This is a genomic window from Microbacterium sp. NPDC077184, assembly GCF_040687055.1.
In the GTDB taxonomy this organism is placed as follows: Bacteria; Actinomycetota; Actinomycetes; order Actinomycetales; family Microbacteriaceae; genus Microbacterium.
The window spans coordinates 296,438-311,244 of record NZ_JBFBMM010000001.1 but is presented as its reverse complement, the minus strand read 5'-3'; the positions used below and the strand labels follow the sequence as shown (position 1 = coordinate 311,244).

Genomic DNA, 14,807 nt, shown 5'->3' with positions numbered 1-14,807 from the left:
TAACATCGCTCCGGACCGGCCAACGACGGCCGCTGACGCCCGCCCGGGGGTCGGATGCGGAAGGACATGCGATGACGCAACCACGCTGGAGAAGAACGTTCGCGGGAATCACCGCGATCGCACTCAGCCTGACCGGAGCGGTGGTGGCGGCCCAGCCCGCTGCGGCTGCCCCCGATGACGGGCTGCTGCTGCACTATGCCCTGAACGACACCGCGGGGACGACCGCGGTGGACGCTTCGGGGAACGGCAACGACGGCACGTACGTCGGTGGCCCCACCTTGACCGGCGCCGAGGGCGTTCGGCTCGACGGCAGCGACGACCACGTCAAGCTGCCGGACAACATCCTGACGGGGCTGAACTCCGTCACCGTCAGCGCCGAGGTCCTCATCCGCCCGGAGCAGGCGACCCCGTACTTCATCTGGGGCCTCGGCACCCCGGCGACCTCCAACTCGGGGAACGGCTACCTGTTCACCACCGGCAACGCCTACCGCGGAACGATCTCCCCCAACAACTGGCAGGGCGAGCAGAACGCCACGAGCGGTCAGAACCTGCAGCGCGGCGTCTGGAAGACGCTGACCTACACGCTCGACGACGACACGAACACCGCCCGCCTGTACCTCGACGGCGTGCAGGTCGCGCAGAACACCAACGTCACGATCACGCCCGGCTCCCTCGGCGGCGGTGTGACGACCGCCAACTACATCGGCCGCTCCAACTACGACGCCGACCGGCGCCTCGCCGGCAGCGTCCGCGATTTCCGCATCTACGACACCGCGCTCAGCGCCGCCGATGTCGCCTCGCTCCACCCCGACGACGCCACCAAGCTGGCACGGGATGCCGCGGCGATCTCCCTCGGCGACGTCTCGGGCCTGACCGCGAACCTCACACTCCCCACCACGGGTGTGAACGGCGCGAGCATCGCGTGGGCCACGAGCGACGCCGGTGTGATCAGCGCCACGGGTGCGGTCACCCGCCCCGCGAGCGGTCAGCCGAACGCCACGGCCACCCTCACGGCCACCCTCACCCGCGGCGGCGCGACCGAGACCCGTTCCTTCGACGTGACCGTTCGCGCCATGCCGGGTGACGACGCGCTCGCGCAGGAGGACCTCGATGCGATCGAGATCCCGAACGCCGACGACGTCCGGGGGAACATCACGCTCCCCGCGACCGGCTCGGTCAACGGCACCACGATCGCCTGGTCCGCCTCTCCCGCGGGTGTCATCACCACCACGGAGCAGGACGGCAAGGCCGCCGGCGTCGTGACGCGCGGAGCCGAGGACACCACGGTGACCCTCACCGCGACGGTGCCGAACACCAACGCCACGCGCCAGATCCCGGTCACGGTCGTCGCTGCCCCCGAAGGCCTCGACACCGACTACACCGCCGGATACCTGTGGACGCACTTCGCCGCGGAAGGCGGGTACGAGAAGATCTTCTTCGGCCACAGCGAAGACGGCCTGCAGTGGTCGAAGCTCAACGACAACGAGCCGATCCTCGCCAACCTCGGCGGCGACCTCGGCGTGCGCGACCCGCACCTGATCCGCTCCCCCGAGGGCGACAAGTACTGGATCATCGGCACCGACCTCCACGCGGAGGGCGGCGGCCCCGGCGGGTCCGGCTGGGACCAGCTGAACGCGAGCCAGAACATCGTGGTGTGGGAGTCCACCGACCTGGTGAACTGGAGCGACCAGCGCATCGTGTTCGCAGGCTTCGAGCACGCCGGCAACGTCTGGGCGCCTGAGGCGATCTACAACGAGGAGACCGGCGAGTACTACGTGTACTGGTCCGCGCGTGATCAGCGCGAGAACAACACGCCCGACTGGGCGCTGCGCGTCTACCTCACCAAGACCCGCGACTTCGTGACCTTCACCGAGCCCCAGGTCTGGGCATCCCTCAACGAGCAAGGCGACGGACAGCCGGGCACGAACATCATCGACTCGTCGATCGCAAAGGAGGGCGACACCTACTACCGGTTCTCCACGTCGGACTGGTGGACGGTCATCGACACCGCCCCGAGCCTCGACGGCCCGTGGACCACGGTGGTCGCACGCGACGAGGCCGCGCAGTTCGGTCTGCGCACCCGCATGGAAGGTCACACCGTCTACCAGCTGCCCGACGGACGATGGGCGATCATGGGCGACGACGGCGGCTACTACGGCCACATCGCCGACACGCTCGAGAGTCTCGAGTTCCGTCAGCTGAGCGTGGGCACCGGCCCCCACCAGTACTCGTTCGACCAGCGTTTCCGCCACGGTTCGGTGCTGCGCCTGTCGGCGGCGGAGGAGGCGCGCCTCCTCGAGGCGTACGGCGACTCTCCGGTCGACCCGGAGGAGCCGGAAGAGCCTCAGGAGGGCCCGATCGCGGAGTACACCTTCGACGACGGAACTCTGACGGACTCCGTCGGGGATGCCGACCTCACCGCCTTCGGCACGGCCGCCGTCGGCACCGAGGCCACCCAGGGCAGTGCACTGCGTCTGACCGGGGCCTCCGGCGGATACGCCGCCTTCCCGACCGGGTTCTTCGACGGTCGGAGCACGATGACGGTGTCGATGGACATCCGTTCCGAGCGGACGAGCGGGAACTTCTTCACCTTCGCCTTCGGAAAGGACACCACGGACTACTACTTCCTCCGCGTCCGCGGCGGCGATGTGCGCAGCGCCATCACCACCGAATCGTGGCAGAACGAGTCCGCGGCCACGGGCAACGTGGCGTCCGGAGAATGGCACCGGTACGACGTGGTGTTCGAGGGCACCACGATGATCCTCTACATCGACGGCGTGAAGGCGGGCGAGAACACGTCCCTCAGCACCACCGTCGGCGGCCTGGGTGACGACCTGCTCGGATACCTCGGGCGGTCGATGTTCAGCGGCGACGCTTTCTTCCAGGGCTGGTACGACAACGTCCGGGTCTACAACCGGGCGCTGTCCTCCACCGAGATCCTGGCGAACGCCGGGGTCGACGACCAGCTCATCGACGTGTCGCTCAGCGACCCGTCGGCGCTGAAGATCGCTCCGATCGCGAACAGCGCCGCGCGCACGGTGGTGCTGCCGGTCAACCGGGGCACGGACCTCACCGCGCTCGCGCCGACCTTCACCACGGTGGAGGGCGTGACGGTCTCGCCCGCCAGCGGAACGACGGTGGACCTCTCCTCGCCGGTCACCTACACCCTCACCACCGGCGGTGGCGAGACGGTGACCTGGACCATCGAGGCCCGCGAGATGAAGAGCCCGATCCTTCCGGGCCTGTACGCCGACCCGAACATCGCGGTGTTCGGCGACACGTACTACATCTACGCGACCTCCGACGGCTTCCCCGGCTGGGGCGGCAAGGAGTTCTACGTCTGGAAGTCGAAGAACCTCGTGGACTGGGAGCGCTCGGAAGAGCCGTTCCTGACCCTCGACGGGGATAACGGCAACGTGCCGTGGGCCACCGGCAACGCGTGGGCGCCGACGATCATCGAGCGGGACGGGAAGTACTACTTCTACTTCTCGGGTCACAACCCGACCTACAACCGCAAGACGCTCGGTGTCGCCGTCGCTGACAGCCCGGAGGGTCCGTTCGTCGCGCAGCCGCTCCCGATGATCGTCAACAACGAGGCGGTGACCTCGGGCCAGGCGATCGACCCGGCGGCGTTCCACGACCCGGTGAGCGGTAAGTGGTACCTCGGCTGGGGTAACGGCAGCCCGGTCCTCGCCGAGCTGAACGACGACATGGTGTCGATCAAGCCCGGCACCTACCAGCGGATCAACGGTCTGACCGACTTCCGCGAAGGGGTGTTCTTCAACTACCGCAACGGTCTGTACCACCTGACCTACGCGATCGACGACACCGGGTCGGAGAACTACCGCGTCGGCTACGCCACCGCCACGAGCATGAACGGCCCGTGGACCTACCGCGGCGTGATCCTCGAGAAGGACCTGTCCCTCGGCATCAAGGGACCGGGCCACAGCTCGATCATCAACGTCCCCGGCACGGACGACTGGTACATCGCCTACCACCGGTTCGCGATGCCCGGCGGCAACGGCAACAACCGCGAGACGACGATCGACAAGCTCGAGTTCGATGAGAACGGGCTGATGAAGAAGGTCATCCCGACCCTCGAGAGCGTCGACCCGCAGACGGTGCCGCCGGTCGCCCCGGCCGGACCCGAGGTGGATACCGAGGTGACCACCCGGTGCCTGGCAGGCAAGGTCCTCCTGTCGGTCAAGGTGACGAGTGCCGAGACCCAGCCCGTCGCGGTGCGGATCCAGACCGCGTTCGGTTCGAAGACGTTGACCCTCGCGGCCGGAAAGGCGTCGGCGTACGCATTCACCACCCGCATGGCGAACGTCGAGCCGACCACGGTGACGGTGACCGCCACCGACGGTGACGATGTCAGCGCGACCGAGGAGGTGAGCGTCGGAGCGCGCTCCTGCAGCTGATCGCGGACTGACACCCGACTGATCCCCCCCACACAGCGGAACGGCCGTCGACGCACTCGCGTCGGCGGCCGTTCCGCTGTTCTCGATGCGGGCGGAGCCTCAGGCGCCGGCGGCGAGCTCCTTCGCGCGCGCGAGGGCGGCATCCGTCGCCCGCCCGAAGATCTCGGCGAGGTCGGCGTCCTGCAACACCGCCACCGCGCGTTCGGTCGTGCCCTTCGGGCTGGTCACGCGGCGACGGAGCTCGGCGGGATCCTCCCCCGTGGCATCGAGGAGAGCGGCGGCGCCGATGAAGGTCTGCTCGGCCATGAGCCGCGCGTCGGCCTCACCGAAGCCCTTCGCCACCGCGGCCTTCGTCAGCTCTTCGACGAGCAGGAAGACGTAGGCGGGACCCGAACCCGAGATGGTCGACAGCGCGTCGATCTGCTCTTCGCCCACCTCGATGACCGCGCCGCACGTCTCGAACACCGCCCGCACGGTCGCGACATCCTCCGGCGTCGCCCCCGATCCGGGCGCGAGTCCGGTCACGGCCTTGCCGACGACGGCGGGGGTGTTCGGCATCGACCGCAGCACGACGGCACCGGCCGGGAGATGCGCCTCGAACGTGGCGATCGTGACGCCGGCGGCGAGGCTCACAACGCGTGCGCCGGGACGAAGGTGCGGCGCGATCTCATCCAGGAGGTCGGGCACCATCCCCGGCTTCACTCCGATGAGGACGATGTCGGCGGATGCCGCGGCCCGGGCGTTCCCCTCGGGCTCGGTCTCCAGAGCAATGCTCTCCAGACCGACGGAGGCCGAGGCTGCGGCATCCGTCAGCGCCTCGGCCTTCGCGCTTGTGCGGTTGGTGACCGTCACGCGGGACGCTCGCCCCGAGGCGAGCAGCCCCTGGAGGATCGCACCCCCCATCGAGCCGGCACCGAGGATCGCGATCGAGGGAAGGGAATCAGCCATTCCCTCATCGTAGGAGGGCCGGTACGCCGCAGCACGGTGGCGCCGCGGGGCGCGCACTGCGGGCACAGGCACCGAGGGTTATAGTCGAAAACGCCGCGGCGTCGACGCCCGGCGCGGCAGACCGGAGGATCGCATGACCCTGTTCGACGGCATCACGTCTCGCATCGTCGACACCGACCGCCTGACCGTGAACATCCTGGAGCGGGCCGGCGACGACCCGCAGACACCGCCGGACCGCACGGTCGTGTTCGTCCACGGGAATGTGTCCTCCGCGCTGTTCTGGCAAGAGATCATGCAGGACCTCCCGAGCGACCTGCGTGCCGTCGCGGTCGACCTGCGCGGCTTCGGCGGTTCGGAGCACGCGCCCGTCGACGCCACGCGCGGCGTCCGCGACTTCAGCGACGATCTGCACGCGACCCTCGAGGCGCTCGGCATCCCGGTCGCGCATCTGGTCGGCTGGTCGATGGGCGGCGGCGTGGTCATGCAGTACGCCCTCGACCACCCGGTGCTGAGCCTTACCCTGCAGTCGCCCGTGTCGCCCTACGGCTTCGGCGGCACCCGCCGCGACGGCTCACGTCTCACCGACGACGATGCCGGCTGTGGTGGTGGCGGTGCGAACCCCGACTTCGTCCAGCGCCTCATCGACCACGACACCTCCGACGATGCGCAGACGTCGCCCCGGAGCGTCTTCCGCGCCGGCTACGTCGCCTCGGACTACACCACCGAGCACGAAGACGTGTGGGTCGCGTCGATGCTCACCACCTCCACCGCCGACGGGAACTACCCCGGCGATGCGGTACCGAGTGACAACTGGCCGGGCTTCGCCGCCGGCCGCCACGGCGTGCTGAACACGATGGCCCCGCAGTACTTCGACGTGTCGGGGATCGTCGACCTGGCCGAGAAGCCCCCGATCCTGTGGATCCACGGCACCGCGGACGCGATCGTCTCGGACGCGTCGTTCTACGACCTCAACTACCTCGGGCAGCTCGGCATCGTCCCCGGCTGGCCCGGAGAGGAGGTCGCCCCCGCGCAGGAGATGGTGTCGCAGACCCGAGATGTCCTCGGCCGCTACGCCGCGGGCGGCGGAACGGTCACCGAGGTCGCCGTCGAGGGCGCGGGTCACTCCGCGCACCTGGAGCGTCCCGCGGTGTTCCGCCACGCGCTGCTCGAGATCATCGGCTACGTCGGCGCGCCTGCCGACCCCGCACCGCCGACCGAGGCGATCATCATCCGCTCCGCCGACTGAGGCGTTACGCGGCGGTCGCCACGGCGACGTCGCCGCGGCGGGCAGAGTAGACGCATGGAGTACTGCGTCTTCACCGAGCCCCATCTCGGCGCCACCTACGACGACCAGCTCGCCTACGCGCGCGCCGCGGAGACGCACGGGTTCACCGGCTACTTCCGCTCGGACCACTACGTCACGGGCGGCGGCCGCGACGGGATGCCGGGGCCGACCGACGCCTGGATCACCCTTGCCGGGCTCGCGCGCGAGACCTCGACGATCCGGCTGGGCACGCTGGTGTCGCCGGTGACCTTTCGACTCCCGGGACCCCTTGCGATCCAGGTCGCGCAGGTGGACCGGATGTCGGGCGGCCGCGTAGAGCTCGGGCTCGGCGCCGGGTGGTTCGCCCGCGAGCACGAGGCCTACGGCATCCCGTTCCCGTCGCGCCGGTTCGACTTGCTCGAGGAGCAGCTGGAGATCGTGACCGGCCTGTGGCGGACTCCGGTGGGCGAGTCGTACAGGTTCGAGGGCGGCGAGTATCGCCTGATCGATGCCCCGGCACTGCCGAAGCCGGTGCAGGATGCCGTGCCGATCATCGTCGGCGGCGGCGGACCGCGCCGCACGCCCGACCTGGTGGCGCGGTACGCCTCGGAGTACAACCTCGGCTTCCCGGAGGACCACGAGATCGCCCCCCGCATCGCGAATCTGCTCGCGGCGTGCGAGCGGGCTGGACGCGATCCCGGAACCGTGAAGCTGTCCATCGCCATGTCGACGATCGCGGGTCCCGACGATGCGACCGTCGCCCGGCGCGCGGCGCGGATCGACCGAACGCTGGAGCAGGTGCGCGACGGCGTGAACATCGTCGGCGGACCTGACGAGATCGCCGAGCGGATCGAGGTGTACCGGTCGTTCGGGATCGAGCGGGTGTACTTCCAGCTGCTGGATCTGCAGGACGTCGATCACGTCCACTACCTCGGCGGCGAGGTGCTCCCCCACCTGCCGCGCTGAGGTGGGGGCGGCCGGCGACGCGGACCTCGCTCAGCGCTGGGCGTCGAAGAAGCCGCGGAGCTGCGCGGCGGCCTCGTCGGCCTCGACGCCGGCGACGACCTCGACCCGGTGCGGGAGGCGGCGGTCGCGGAGCACGTCGTAGACAGAGCCGGCGGCACCCGCCTTGTCATCCCACGCACCGTAGACGACACGAGAGACGCGAGCCTGAAGGATCGCCCCCGCGCACATGAGGCACGGCTCGAGGGTCACGACCAGCGTGCAGCCGGCGAGGTTCCACGATCCGATCGCCCGCGCCGCAGCGCGAAGCGCGACGACCTCGGCGTGCGCGGTCGGGTCGGCCGTCGCCTCGCGGAGGTTGCGCCCCTCGCCGATGACCGTGCCCGCGGCATCCGTCACCACCGCCCCGACGGGGACGTCGTCGTGCCCGGCGGCCTCTGCGGCGAGCTCGCGCGCGCGGCGCATGGCTGCGCGGTCGGTCTCGGCGACGATCATGTGCCGAGGATACGCGGCGGTGACGGTCCCGCCGGATCTCGCCTCGGCAGCGGGGCTCGACGCATTACCCTGGGGACTATGCGCCTGCACGTCGCGGACCACCCGCTCATCACCCACAAGCTCACGGTCCTGCGGGACGCCGCGACCCCGTCGCCGGTCTTCCGCCAGCTGACCGAGGAGCTCGTGACGCTCCTCGCCTACGAGGCGACCCGCAACGTCCGCGTCGCGCCGCTGGAGATCCAGACCCCCGTGACCACCACGGTCGGCGTCAAGATCGACGACCCGCGTCCGCTCGTCGTACCGATCCTGCGCGCCGGCCTCGGCATGCTCGAGGGCATGGTGAAGCTCATCCCGACCGCCGAGGTCGGCTTCCTCGGGATGGTGCGCAACGAAGAGACCCTCGAGCCCTCGACCTACGCCGAGCGTCTTCCGGACGACCTCAGCGACCGTCAGTGCTTCGTGCTCGACCCGATGCTCGCCACCGGCGGCTCGCTCGGCGCAGCGATCGACTTCCTCTTCCAGCGCGGCGCGAAGGACATCACCGCGATCTGCCTCCTCGGCGCACCCGAGGGGGTCGCAGCGATCGAGAAGCAGGTCGACGGACGCGATGTGACCCTCGTGCTCGGCGCGATGGATGAGCGTCTGGACGAGAACGGCTACATCGTCCCCGGTCTCGGTGACGCGGGCGACCGCCTCTACGGCACCGTCTGAGCCGGGCGGCGCGCGTCGGCGCCTGCCCGCCTCCGTTCGGGTGGCACTCGCGGCCCCCTCACGCGCGCCGAAGCGGCGACGACCGCCACCCGAACGCGCGCACCCGCCGGATACACGACGTGCGGCATCCGCCCCTCGCCGAACGGATGCCGCACTTGCGCCGTGAAGACGCTTGGTCAGCGTACGCAGGGCCCCCGACGCGCAGAACGGGGTTGACACGGAGCCGGTCGGAGGGCTAGCCGATACCGCTCACGCGGTGGGGAGATCGCCGGACGGCGGCATCCGTCGACCGGTCTCGCGCTCCCAGATTTCGAGCTGCTGCGTGAGGGCTTTCGCGAGTTCGAACACCTGCTCCGGGGGAATCCGGATGCGGCTCACGACGCGCGCCGGGACCACCGTCATCGCCTCGCCGGTGTCGGGATGAGTCTCGTCACGCAGAGGCTGCGCGAGGGTGAGGAAGTCCATCACGAAGACGTTGGGGGTGTGCCAGACGTTGGCGAAGTCGGCGAAGGCTCCGCCGATCAGATCCTGCGGCAGGTCGATCTCGAACTGCTTCGGTGCATCGTCCGCCATGCCGCCCCCTCGGTGTCGTTGGCGCGAGTCTACGCGCCGGTCATGCGCGCCCGACCAGTCGCGCGAATCCGCTGAGACGGGCGACGCCCTCGGGGGTGCGCGGGAGGTCGTCGAGCAGTCCCGGCGAGTACACGAGGTAGGCGGTGTGCATCGCGCGCGAGATGGCGACGTTGAGACGGTTGCGGAGGAGGAGGAACTCCAGTCCGCGCGGAGCGTCTCTCCCGGAGGATGCCGCGAGCGACACGATCGCGACCGCCGCCTCCTGCCCCTGGAACTTGTCGACGGTGCCGACGGGGATGTCGCCGAATCCGGCGGCGGTGAGCGCCTCTTCGACGAGCACCTGCTGGGCGTTGTAAGGGGTGACGACGATGATGTCCTTCGCCGTGAGGGGGCGAGCCGCCGTCGGCGTCGCGCCCCCCGACTCGTCGATGTCGATCCCCGTCCACGCGCGGCCGATGAGGTCGCGGACGATCTCCGCGACGCGAGCGGCCTCCTCGGGTGACCGGGTGGCGTTGCCGGTGTGACGGAGGGCCACCGGGTGGAGCCCGGGTGCCACGCCGTCGAGTGCGCGCATCGCCGTGGCCGGCTGCGCGGCGAGCTCACCGCGGTACGACAGCTCCGACACGGAGCGGGCGACGGCGGGGTGCATGCGCCACGACCGGGCGAGGAAGTAGCCGAAGGCGGGCGGGATGACGTCGGCGCCGTCCATGACCCAGCCGAGCGCGGAGGTGTCGACGGGTTCGGGATGGGTGCCCTGGCTCACCTGCGGCAGCTGCTGCGGGTCGCCGAGAAGCAGCAGGCGCGAGGAGGCGAGCGAGACGGCGATGGTGGAGGCCAGCGAGAACTGGCCGGCCTCGTCGATGACGAGGAGGTCGAGACTCCCCCGTGGGATGCGGCCTTCGTGGGCGAAGTCCCACGCGGTGCCGCCGACGACGAAGCCGGATGCCGCGTGCTCGCCGGCGAAGGCGGCGACGCCGTTCTTCGGGATGGGCGTGAAGCGCACACGATCGGCATCCTCCGGCTTCTTCAGCGCCTTGCCGACCCGCTGCGGCGGCGCTCCCGCCGCGACGATCCGGTCGAGCATGTGCTCGACGACGGCGTGCGACTGGGCGACCACGCCGACCTTGTAGCCGTGGTCGGCGACGAGGCGGGCGATGACGTGCGAACCGACGAACGTCTTCCCTGTCCCCGGAGGGCCCTGCACGGCGAGGTAGCTGCGGTCGAGGTCGAGGAGGGCGGCGGCGATGTCGGCGACGTCGTCTCCGGTCTGCGGCGGGAGCCCGCCCGACCGGGTGCGCGGCGGACGACGGAGCAGGATGTCGGTCGCCGGGTCGTACGGCAGCTTCGGCGCGGCGGCGACCAGGGCGTCGGCCCACGCATCGATCGCGGTCTGCTGGTTCATCGCCCGTGGCGGAGCGGCCGGAGTCAGGGCGATCGGAAGCTCTGCCCACGTCTCGCCGTCGATGGCGGTCTCTTCGACGATCGCGCCGTCGTCGAGGGTCTCGATGACGGCCACGCGGTGGTCGGCGTGGATCCAGCGGGGCTTGTCGGCGAAGGGGAACGATACGGGCAGTTCGTAGAGGGCGAAGGGCTCGTTGCCTTCGCTGATACGGGTGCCGGGGGCGAGTTCGCCGCGCAGCTCGAGGCGGCGACGGAGGGTGCGCTTGCCCTCCTCCTGATGCCAGTCGGCGACGACGCGGCAGCGGGAGGAGTCGAGCGTGACGACGTCGCGCGTCTCTTCCCAGAGCGAGGCGGGTTCGCGCAGGCGCAGGAAATGGGTGGCCCAGAACGACTTCGCTTCGCGCGGGTAGTAGTCGATCGCGGCGGCACCGAGGCGGAGCGCCCGCGCCTCGGCAGAGTCGGGGTCGCGCTCGGCGGCGAGGGCGTTGAGGCGGTCGGCGCGGTCGGAGGGCGTGTACCCGTTCTCGTCCGGGTCGGGGTTCGGCGTGGGGCGGAGCTGTGCGTCGCGGGCGCGGTCGACGAGCCAGTCACGCAGGCGCAGTGTCGAGACGCAGTCGTATCGGTTGTAGTCGGCGAGGTCGTCGAGGATGCGAGCGGCCTCGGCGGCGGCATCCGGTCCGTCCTGTTGGAGGGCGCGCGCCTGGACGTACCTGACGATCGAGTCGTCGCCCTTCTGGACGTCGCTGGTGCGCACGTCGTCGCCCATGTAGAGGGGCTCGAGCTTCTTGATCGAGTAGGAGCGGGAGCCCACGCGCAGGGCACGCCGGACGATCGGGTAGAGGTCGACGAAGACGCCGTCGCGCAGAAGCCGGTCGACGTCGGCTTCGCGTACGCCGTAGCGGGCGGCCATGGCGAGCAGGTGCGTGGGCTCGTAGGGGGCGTAATGGTAGATGTGCAGGTCGGGGTGGGTCTGACGGCGCAGGGCCACCATGTCGAGGAAGCGTTCGAGCGCCTCCTTCTCTTCGGCGAAGGAGTGCGCCCAGAGCGCCGAGTACTGCTCGCTCAGGTCGATCCAGCCGAAGAGGTAGTCGATGCCCCAGACGGTGCCTTCGCCTTCGGTGTAGAGCGGGTCGCCTTCGAAGTCGAAGAAGATGTCGCCCTGGCTCGGACGCGGGAGAGCTGCGAGCGCCTGCGGCTGGACGACTTCGTACTGCGGGATGTCGGGCGGCGAGCTCAGCTGCAGCGTCGCCTGGGTGCGCAGCAGCGCGACGGTGTCGGGGTTCATCCCCGCCGGAGCCGTATCGAGCCGGGCGAGGTCGTCGATGGTCTCGACGCCGGCGGCGCGGAGTCGCTCGCGCTGGACGAGCCGCATCCCGGCGACGAGGAGGAGGTCGCCGGCGGCGACGACCTCGAGGTCGCAGGTGGCGCAGCGTCCGCAGGCGACGACTCCGAGGTCGCCGCGCGGGTCGCCCCACGCGAGGGGGTCGCCGGTGGCCCCGAGGTCGAGTCGGCGATCGGCGATGAGGGCCTGCAGGCGGTCGCGGCGCAGCTGGAAGACCGGGAGGAGGTCGTCGATCTCATGGGTGCTGGTGGTGCCGTCGCCGAGGAGCAGCTCGACCCGGTCGGAGCGCGGGATGCCGAGCCGGTCGAGCTGAACGACGTATGCCGCGAGCTGCATCAACGCGGTGACGCGCGCGTGGCGGGCGAGTTTGGTGTCTTGCACGACCCACGCGCCGGCGTCGTCGCGGACGAGGAAATCGGCGAACCCCACGAAGTCGTGCGTCGCGAACGTCGCCTGGTAGATGACGTCGGCGTCGGAGTTCAGCGCCGCATCGGTCAGGCGCACCGCTTCGGCGAGCGCCACGGCGTCGGAGGAGCGGGTCTCGGGGATCTCAACGACCCCGTCGCCGTACTGCTCGCGGTAGCGGGCGAGCACGCGAAGCTCGTGCTCGCCGCCGAGCTCCCCCGCACGGCGCAGGGTCGGGTCGTCGGGCTCGTCGACGGGGGCGACGCGACCGAGCTTCGCGTCGATGGCCCGCAGCCACGCGAACTCGCATTCGGCAGCCGCCTTCAGGTCGCTCGCGCTCCAGACGATCCGCCCCTCGTCCTCGATGTACCGCAACGTGCCCTTCCCGACCGCCCGCCGCTCGGACCGTCCCCCCGACCCTAACCGGGGGCGCCGACGTCGCCCGGCCGGGGGCGCACAGATGCGACGATGTGACCATGCACTCGACCTCCGCTCCGCCGCGATCGCGGAGCGACTGGGGCCTGCGCGTCCTCCAGCCGCTGATCCTGCTCGCCGCAATGTGGGTCATCCAAGTTCTGGACGCGGTGCTGCCCGGCAGCTGGGTCACTGCCTTCGGCATCCAGTCGTGGGTCGTCGACGGCCTCGACGGCATCCTGCTCTCGCACGGCCTGCACACCGGATGGCCGCACCTGCTTGCCAATACGATCCCCTTCGTCGTTCTCGGGGTGATCGTCGCTCTCGACGGCATCGGCCGGTTCTGGGCGGTGACCGCCATCGCAGGGGTGATCGCGGGTGTCGGCACCTGGCTCTTCAACGCGCCCGGCACCGTCACGGTGGGGGCTTCCGGTCTGGTCTTCGGCTACTTCGGCTACATCTTCGCCCGCGCGTTCGTCGCCCGATCCCTTGGCCACGGCATCCTGTACGCGCTGATCGCCGTGGCGGTGGTCGCCGTGTACGGCGGCAGCATGCTGGCCGGCATCTTCCGCGCCGCGGACGGCATCTCGTGGCAGGCGCACCTCTTCGGTGCGATCGGAGGCGCGGTCGCGGCACTCATCCTCCGCCCCGCGCGCCCCGCGGAGAGGTCCTGAGCGGATACCCCGGCGGTCAGACGAAAGGTCGCGTCGCGTCGTTGATCCGCCGGAGGCACAGATCGATCGCGGCAGCGGCGGCCGTCTCGCGGAACAGGCCGGAGTCGGGCACGACGATGCCGGCTTCGTAGGCATCGAGGGCGCGCGAGGCCGCCTCCAGGCGTGATGGAGCATCGGGGTGCCCCACAGGCGTCGCCACGAGATCCGACACCTGTGTGATCGCGTGCGCGAGGGCCTCGCGATCCGACGGAGCGAGCGCGGGGTCGGCATCCTGCACGTCGACGAGGAGATCGACCAGCTCGTGCGCGAGATACCCCAACCGCTCCATCGCCGCCATCCGGCGCACGTTCTCGTCGCGTTCGTCGATGTGGCGCCGCCGACGCGGGTTGGCGCGGGCGCTCTCCTCCGCCTCCCTGACCTCCTCGCTGACGGTGGCGCTGACCTCGTCGACACGAGCCAATGCCGGGGCGAGCCCGTCGCGGTCGACGTCGCCGCGCGCGAGCGCATCGGCCGCCTCGTCGAGAAGGGTCGTCAACTCGTCCCGCAGGAGCGACAGCTGCTCGCCGGCGCGCCGGATGTAGAGCGGCGGGACCACGAGCAGGTTCACCGCGATCCCGATGACGATGCCGAACGCGACGGTGCCGAGATACGAGACGGAGAAGCCCTCGGGATCGCCGCCCGCCGCGAGCAGCACGAACAGCCCGGCGAGTGCGACCCAGTCGCCACCCGTCCCCAGGAAGCGCCACCCTCCGAGGAGCACCGCAACACCGATCACCACGCCGAGCACGAGCCCTCCGGGAACGCCGGCACGGAGCGCGGCGACGCCGCACAGGCTGAGCGCGATGCCGAGCGCGAGTCCCATGAGCACCTCGCCGCCGACGCGCGCGGACCGTGCCACGGTCGGGTGCATCGTCACGAGGGCGCCGAGGGCGCCGTAGTAGGAGTACTGGTCCTCGGCGAACGGGATCATCGGCGCCAGGTACCAGGCGAGCACCGCCGCGACGGCGGTCTTCACGGCGAGAAGCAGCCGCGGTTGCGCAGCAAGGCGCGCGGCGTAGGTCACGGCGCCTCGCACGCGGGGGACGCGGGTTTCAGGCACGACGTGATCATGACATGAGCCGCCGTGCGCGGCCATCCCGTGGCGGGTGCGACGGATGCCGCGGTTCATCCCGGGATCGCGCTGATCGATCATCGGA

10 protein-coding genes are annotated in these 14,807 nt (G+C 70.5%); 5 read left to right on the top strand and 5 right to left on the bottom strand.

Annotation, left to right across the window (positions count from 1 at the left end; genetic code table 11):
- Nucleotides 1–71 precede the first annotated feature (71 nt).
- Complete coding sequence (locus AB0O93_RS01390; RefSeq protein WP_363339795.1) at nucleotides 72–4,421, top strand: family 43 glycosylhydrolase; 4,350 nt, start codon at nucleotides 72–74, stop codon at nucleotides 4,419–4,421.
- A gap of 99 nt (nucleotides 4,422–4,520) precedes the next feature.
- Here the strand turns inward: AB0O93_RS01390 and proC are convergent, their stop codons facing one another.
- The gene (proC, locus tag AB0O93_RS01385; protein WP_363339793.1) at nucleotides 4,521–5,369 is read right to left on the bottom strand and encodes a pyrroline-5-carboxylate reductase; all 849 of its coding nucleotides are present in this window, start codon (nucleotides 5,367–5,369) and stop codon (nucleotides 4,521–4,523) included.
- A gap of 133 nt (nucleotides 5,370–5,502) precedes the next feature.
- Here proC and AB0O93_RS01380 point away from each other — a divergent pair, with 133 nt between their 5' ends.
- On the top strand, nucleotides 5,503–6,615 hold the full coding sequence (locus AB0O93_RS01380; protein WP_363339791.1) for an alpha/beta hydrolase: 1,113 nt from the start codon (nucleotides 5,503–5,505) through the stop codon (nucleotides 6,613–6,615).
- A 54-nt stretch (nucleotides 6,616–6,669) separates the two neighbouring features.
- On the top strand, nucleotides 6,670–7,599 hold the full coding sequence (locus AB0O93_RS01375) for a TIGR03560 family F420-dependent LLM class oxidoreductase (RefSeq protein ID WP_363339789.1): 930 nt from the start codon (nucleotides 6,670–6,672) through the stop codon (nucleotides 7,597–7,599).
- 30 nt (nucleotides 7,600–7,629) lie between these two features.
- Here the strand turns inward: AB0O93_RS01375 and tadA are convergent, their stop codons facing one another.
- Nucleotides 7,630–8,091, bottom strand: a complete 462-nt coding sequence (tadA, locus tag AB0O93_RS01370) for a tRNA adenosine(34) deaminase TadA (RefSeq protein WP_363339787.1) — start codon at nucleotides 8,089–8,091, stop codon at nucleotides 7,630–7,632.
- 78 nt (nucleotides 8,092–8,169) lie between these two features.
- Here tadA and upp point away from each other — a divergent pair, with 78 nt between their 5' ends.
- Complete coding sequence (gene upp / locus AB0O93_RS01365; RefSeq protein ID WP_053548181.1) at nucleotides 8,170–8,802, top strand: uracil phosphoribosyltransferase; 633 nt, start codon at nucleotides 8,170–8,172, stop codon at nucleotides 8,800–8,802.
- 249 nt (nucleotides 8,803–9,051) lie between these two features.
- Here the strand turns inward: upp and AB0O93_RS01360 are convergent, their stop codons facing one another.
- Together AB0O93_RS01360 and AB0O93_RS01355 are read right to left on the bottom strand one after the other, a co-directional pair.
- A complete protein-coding gene (locus AB0O93_RS01360; protein WP_363339785.1) occupies nucleotides 9,052–9,375 on the bottom strand; it encodes a DUF3467 domain-containing protein in 324 nt (107 codons plus the stop codon).
- A 40-nt stretch (nucleotides 9,376–9,415) separates the two neighbouring features.
- Entirely contained in the window at nucleotides 9,416–12,898 is a 3,483-nt protein-coding gene (locus AB0O93_RS01355) for a TM0106 family RecB-like putative nuclease (RefSeq protein ID WP_363339783.1), read from the bottom strand.
- 101 nt (nucleotides 12,899–12,999) lie between these two features.
- Here AB0O93_RS01355 and AB0O93_RS01350 point away from each other — a divergent pair, with 101 nt between their 5' ends.
- Nucleotides 13,000–13,611 (top strand): rhomboid family intramembrane serine protease, encoded by a 612-nt coding sequence (locus AB0O93_RS01350; protein WP_363339781.1) that lies wholly within the window; start codon nucleotides 13,000–13,002, stop codon nucleotides 13,609–13,611.
- Nucleotides 13,612–13,627: 16 nt separating this feature from the next.
- On the opposite strand, the gene AB0O93_RS01345 is transcribed toward AB0O93_RS01350, so the two are convergent.
- A complete protein-coding gene (locus tag AB0O93_RS01345; protein WP_363339779.1) occupies nucleotides 13,628–14,710 on the bottom strand; it encodes an FUSC family protein in 1,083 nt (360 codons plus the stop codon).
- Between the last annotated feature and the right edge of the window lie 97 nt (nucleotides 14,711–14,807).

What these genes read in the sequence shown, in the direction of transcription:
- AB0O93_RS01350 (WP_363339781.1), top strand. Translation starts at nt 13,000, where the DNA reads ATGCACTCGACCTCCGCTCCGCCGCGATCGCGGAGCGACTGGGGCCTG.
- proC (WP_363339793.1), bottom strand. Translation starts at nt 5,369, where the DNA reads ATGGCTGATTCCCTTCCCTCGATCGCGATCCTCGGTGCCGGCTCGATG.
- AB0O93_RS01390 (WP_363339795.1), top strand. Translation starts at nt 72, where the DNA reads ATGACGCAACCACGCTGGAGAAGAACGTTCGCGGGAATCACCGCGATC.
- upp (WP_053548181.1), top strand. Translation starts at nt 8,170, where the DNA reads ATGCGCCTGCACGTCGCGGACCACCCGCTCATCACCCACAAGCTCACG.
- AB0O93_RS01380 (WP_363339791.1), top strand. Translation starts at nt 5,503, where the DNA reads ATGACCCTGTTCGACGGCATCACGTCTCGCATCGTCGACACCGACCGC.
- AB0O93_RS01360 (WP_363339785.1), bottom strand. Translation starts at nt 9,375, where the DNA reads ATGGCGGACGATGCACCGAAGCAGTTCGAGATCGACCTGCCGCAGGAT.
- tadA (WP_363339787.1), bottom strand. Translation starts at nt 8,091, where the DNA reads ATGATCGTCGCCGAGACCGACCGCGCAGCCATGCGCCGCGCGCGCGAG.
- AB0O93_RS01375 (WP_363339789.1), top strand. Translation starts at nt 6,670, where the DNA reads ATGGAGTACTGCGTCTTCACCGAGCCCCATCTCGGCGCCACCTACGAC.